The organism is Sphingobacterium sp. BIGb0165 (assembly GCF_024810095.1).
GTDB lineage: Bacteria > Bacteroidota > Bacteroidia > Sphingobacteriales > Sphingobacteriaceae > Sphingobacterium > Sphingobacterium detergens.
On sequence record NZ_JANUEB010000017.1, the window covers coordinates 1 to 3,075 of the forward strand.

The window sequence follows — 3,075 nt, forward strand, 5'->3', positions numbered from 1 at the left end:
AAAAGAGATAGCTTCAAACGCTCTGACAGAAATGATTCATCACGATCTTTTGACAGAAAAGAAGGTTCTTTTGATAAAAGAGATAGCTTCAAACGCTCTGACAGAAATGATTCATCAAGATCATTCGACAGAAAAGAAGGTTCTTTTGATAAAAGAGATAGCTTCAAACGCTCTGACAGAAATGATTCATCACGATCTTTTGACAGAAAAGAAGGTTCTTTTGATAAAAGAGATAGCTTCAAACGTTTCGATAAGGATGACCGTTCCTCAAACAATCGCAGCAGAAGCTTTGATGAAAACAAGAGTTTTGACGATAAACAATACACCAAACGTCCTAAGAAGAAAGCCGAAACGTCAGCAGAAGATGACGGCTTAATACGTTTAAACCGTTATATTGCCAATGCAGGTATTTGCTCAAGACGTAAAGCAGACGAATTAATTGCTGCAGGTGTAATATGGGTAAATGGTGAAGCTGTTACTGAATTAGGTACCAAAGTTGATCCAGCTACAGACGAAATCCGTTACAACAACGAGCGTTTAAAGCGTGAGAAGATGGTTTATGTTTTACTTAATAAACCAAAAGACTACATTACAACGACAGATGATCCTCAGGAACGTCATACGGTAATGGAACTTGTATCCAAAGCAACCAAAGAACGAATCTATCCAGTAGGACGTCTTGACAGAAACACGACCGGATTACTTTTGATGACAAACGATGGCAACCTTGCGGAAAAACTTTCTCACCCCCGTAATAGCATCAGCAAAATATACAATATAGAACTTAACAAGAGTCTTACGCAAGGAGATTTCAACAAGATTAATTTTGGTATTGAATTAGAAGACGGCGTAATCAAACCGGATGATTTAAGCTATGTACAAGGCGGTTCTAAAAGAGAGATAGGGATTCAGATCCACTCTGGCAAAAATCGTATAGTACGTCGTATTTTCGAGTCTCTTGGTTATGAAGTTGTGAAGTTAGATCGTGTTGTATATGCTAACTTGACGAAAAAGGATTTACCACGTGGACGTTGGAGATATTTAGAAGAAAGAGAAATTGTTCAATTGAAACATTTGATCTAATCAAATCTCATTTGATAAATAAAATAAAGGACGGTCATTCAGTTAACCGTCCTTTATTTTTTATATTTGCACCTGAGATAAGAAGAGTATAAAAAATAAAAGAATATGACTGATCCAAAAACACTTTCATCCGTAGCGGAATTCCATAAAACATTCCAACATCCGATCCTGGATACACCCACAATTCCTTCTGAGCAAAGATGCGCATTACGGGTTTCGTTGATAGCTGAGGAATTAAAAGAACTAGAAGAAGCTATCCAAGATAAAGATCTTGTGGAAATTGCAGATGCCTTATGTGACATTCAATACGTCCTCGCTGGAGCGGTTCTTGAATTTGGTTTAAAAGATAAATTTTCAGCACTTTTTGATGAAGTGCAACGTTCTAATATGAGTAAAGCTTGCAATGACGAAGCAGAGGCAGTCGCTACTCATGAGCATTACAAACTTAAAGGAGTGGAATCTTACTATAAAGAAGTTGATGGAAAATTTCTGGTTTTTAGAACGGCTGACAATAAAACACTAAAGTCTATCAATTATTCTCCAGCAGATCTGAAATCCATTGTCGAAGGATAATTTGACTTACAGTATAGCATAAAATAAATAGGGCTTCCGTTTGGAAGCCTTATTTATTTTATGGTTGACCAATTCGATTCTTCTTATTGAATTGGTTATATGAATTATCTCTTTTGCAATCGTAAGTCTATAATAAAATTAAAAGAGACTACCTTGCAAGACTTTCCGTGCTTCCAGACCTTTGTCAATATAAGTCTGGATACCAGACTTGGGTAATCCCCAGTTTGGTGCGATCAACAATTCCTTATCGGCAATACCGAAAATACGTTGAATAATCAAATCAGGACGTAGACGTGGTATAAATTTCGACAGGAAGTCCGTATAGCCTTCCATAGAGAATAAGTCAAAAGGTTCACGCTTATATTTTACGCCCATAATAGAGCCCTCTACAATATGCAAATGGTGCAATTTAACGAACTTAATCTGTGGAAACCGATTAATCTCATCAGCGTATTTTAACATCATCTCCTCCGTCTCCCATGGAAATCCGAAAATAGTATGCACACAAAGCTCTAAAGGTGTATCCTTTAACATATCCATAGCCTTAATGAATTCATCGTGCGAGCAACCTCTATTGATCCTTTCCAAGGTGTCATTATAAATCGATTCCATTCCCATTTCCAAATCTACATCATAACGATCGGTATAAGATTCCAATAATGCAATTTTTTCAAAGTCCAAACAATCTGGACGTGTACCCACAGAAAGACCTAGTGTATTTTCGGGATCTATGCTTAACGCTTCATCATACATCATTTTCAGCAAATGTGTTGGCGCATACGTATTGGTATTGGGTTGGAAGTAAATAATAAATTTTTCTGCACCATAACTGTTACGCGCGCGTTCAATGCCTGACTCCACCTGTTCACGTATAGAGGGAATTTTTCGCGCAGTATCGGGTGTAAACGAATCCACATTACAGTAAGTACAGCCACCATAGCCCTTGCTGCCATCTCTATTGGGACAAGTGAAATTGCCATCGACAATCACTTTAAATACTTTCTGCCCGTTATATTTTTGCTTTAAATAAGCGCCGTAATGATTATACGGCTTAATTCCGTTATCCAATAATGTACCCATTGCGCCGCAAAGTTACTCAATAAAAACCATAAATAGATTACTACTCAGGAACAAAGCGCTATAGCATCGTCCATTCTTCTGTCATTTTCTTCTTGGCGGGGCCAGTAATCGCTGGGAAATATACTACAAGGTACTAGCGCAGTACTTTAGATCATGGCCATATAAATCTGTACCTGACAGTGCTATTCCGGAGCGTTACCGAAGTGGGCTTCTGTACCGGAGCCATTGATCTTTGGGATCTTTTGGGCAGTATGTAAACGAAAGAAGCCCTTGACTGTTTCCAGCAAGGGCTTCCGTGTAAAAAAAGGCACCGACCTACTCTCCCACCTGTTACGGCAA

At 38.3% G+C, this 3,075-nt stretch carries 3 protein-coding genes; 2 read left to right on the top strand and 1 reads right to left on the bottom strand.

Translation table 11 applies throughout. The annotated features are described in order from the left end of the window. Together M2408_RS26265 and M2408_RS26270 are read left to right on the top strand one after the other, a co-directional pair. Nucleotides 1-1,083 (top strand): pseudouridine synthase (locus M2408_RS26265; RefSeq protein WP_259187554.1); only part of this gene is annotated, 1,083 nt, incomplete at its 5' end. A gap of 105 nt (nucleotides 1,084-1,188) precedes the next feature. Beyond that, nucleotides 1,189-1,656, top strand: a complete 468-nt coding sequence (locus M2408_RS26270; protein WP_259187555.1) for a nucleoside triphosphate pyrophosphohydrolase family protein — start codon at nucleotides 1,189-1,191, stop codon at nucleotides 1,654-1,656. 138 nt (nucleotides 1,657-1,794) lie between these two features. Here the strand turns inward: M2408_RS26270 and M2408_RS26275 are convergent, their stop codons facing one another. Continuing rightward, entirely contained in the window at nucleotides 1,795-2,736 is a 942-nt protein-coding gene (locus M2408_RS26275) for a TIGR01212 family radical SAM protein (RefSeq protein ID WP_259187556.1), read from the bottom strand. Nucleotides 2,737-3,075 lie beyond the last annotated feature (339 nt).

Bases quoted from the DNA above. Each gene is read 5' to 3' on its own strand.
- M2408_RS26275 (WP_259187556.1), bottom strand. From the start codon at position 2,736: ATGGGTACATTATTGGATAACGGAATTAAGCCGTATAATCATTACGGC.
- M2408_RS26270 (WP_259187555.1), top strand. From the start codon at position 1,189: ATGACTGATCCAAAAACACTTTCATCCGTAGCGGAATTCCATAAAACA.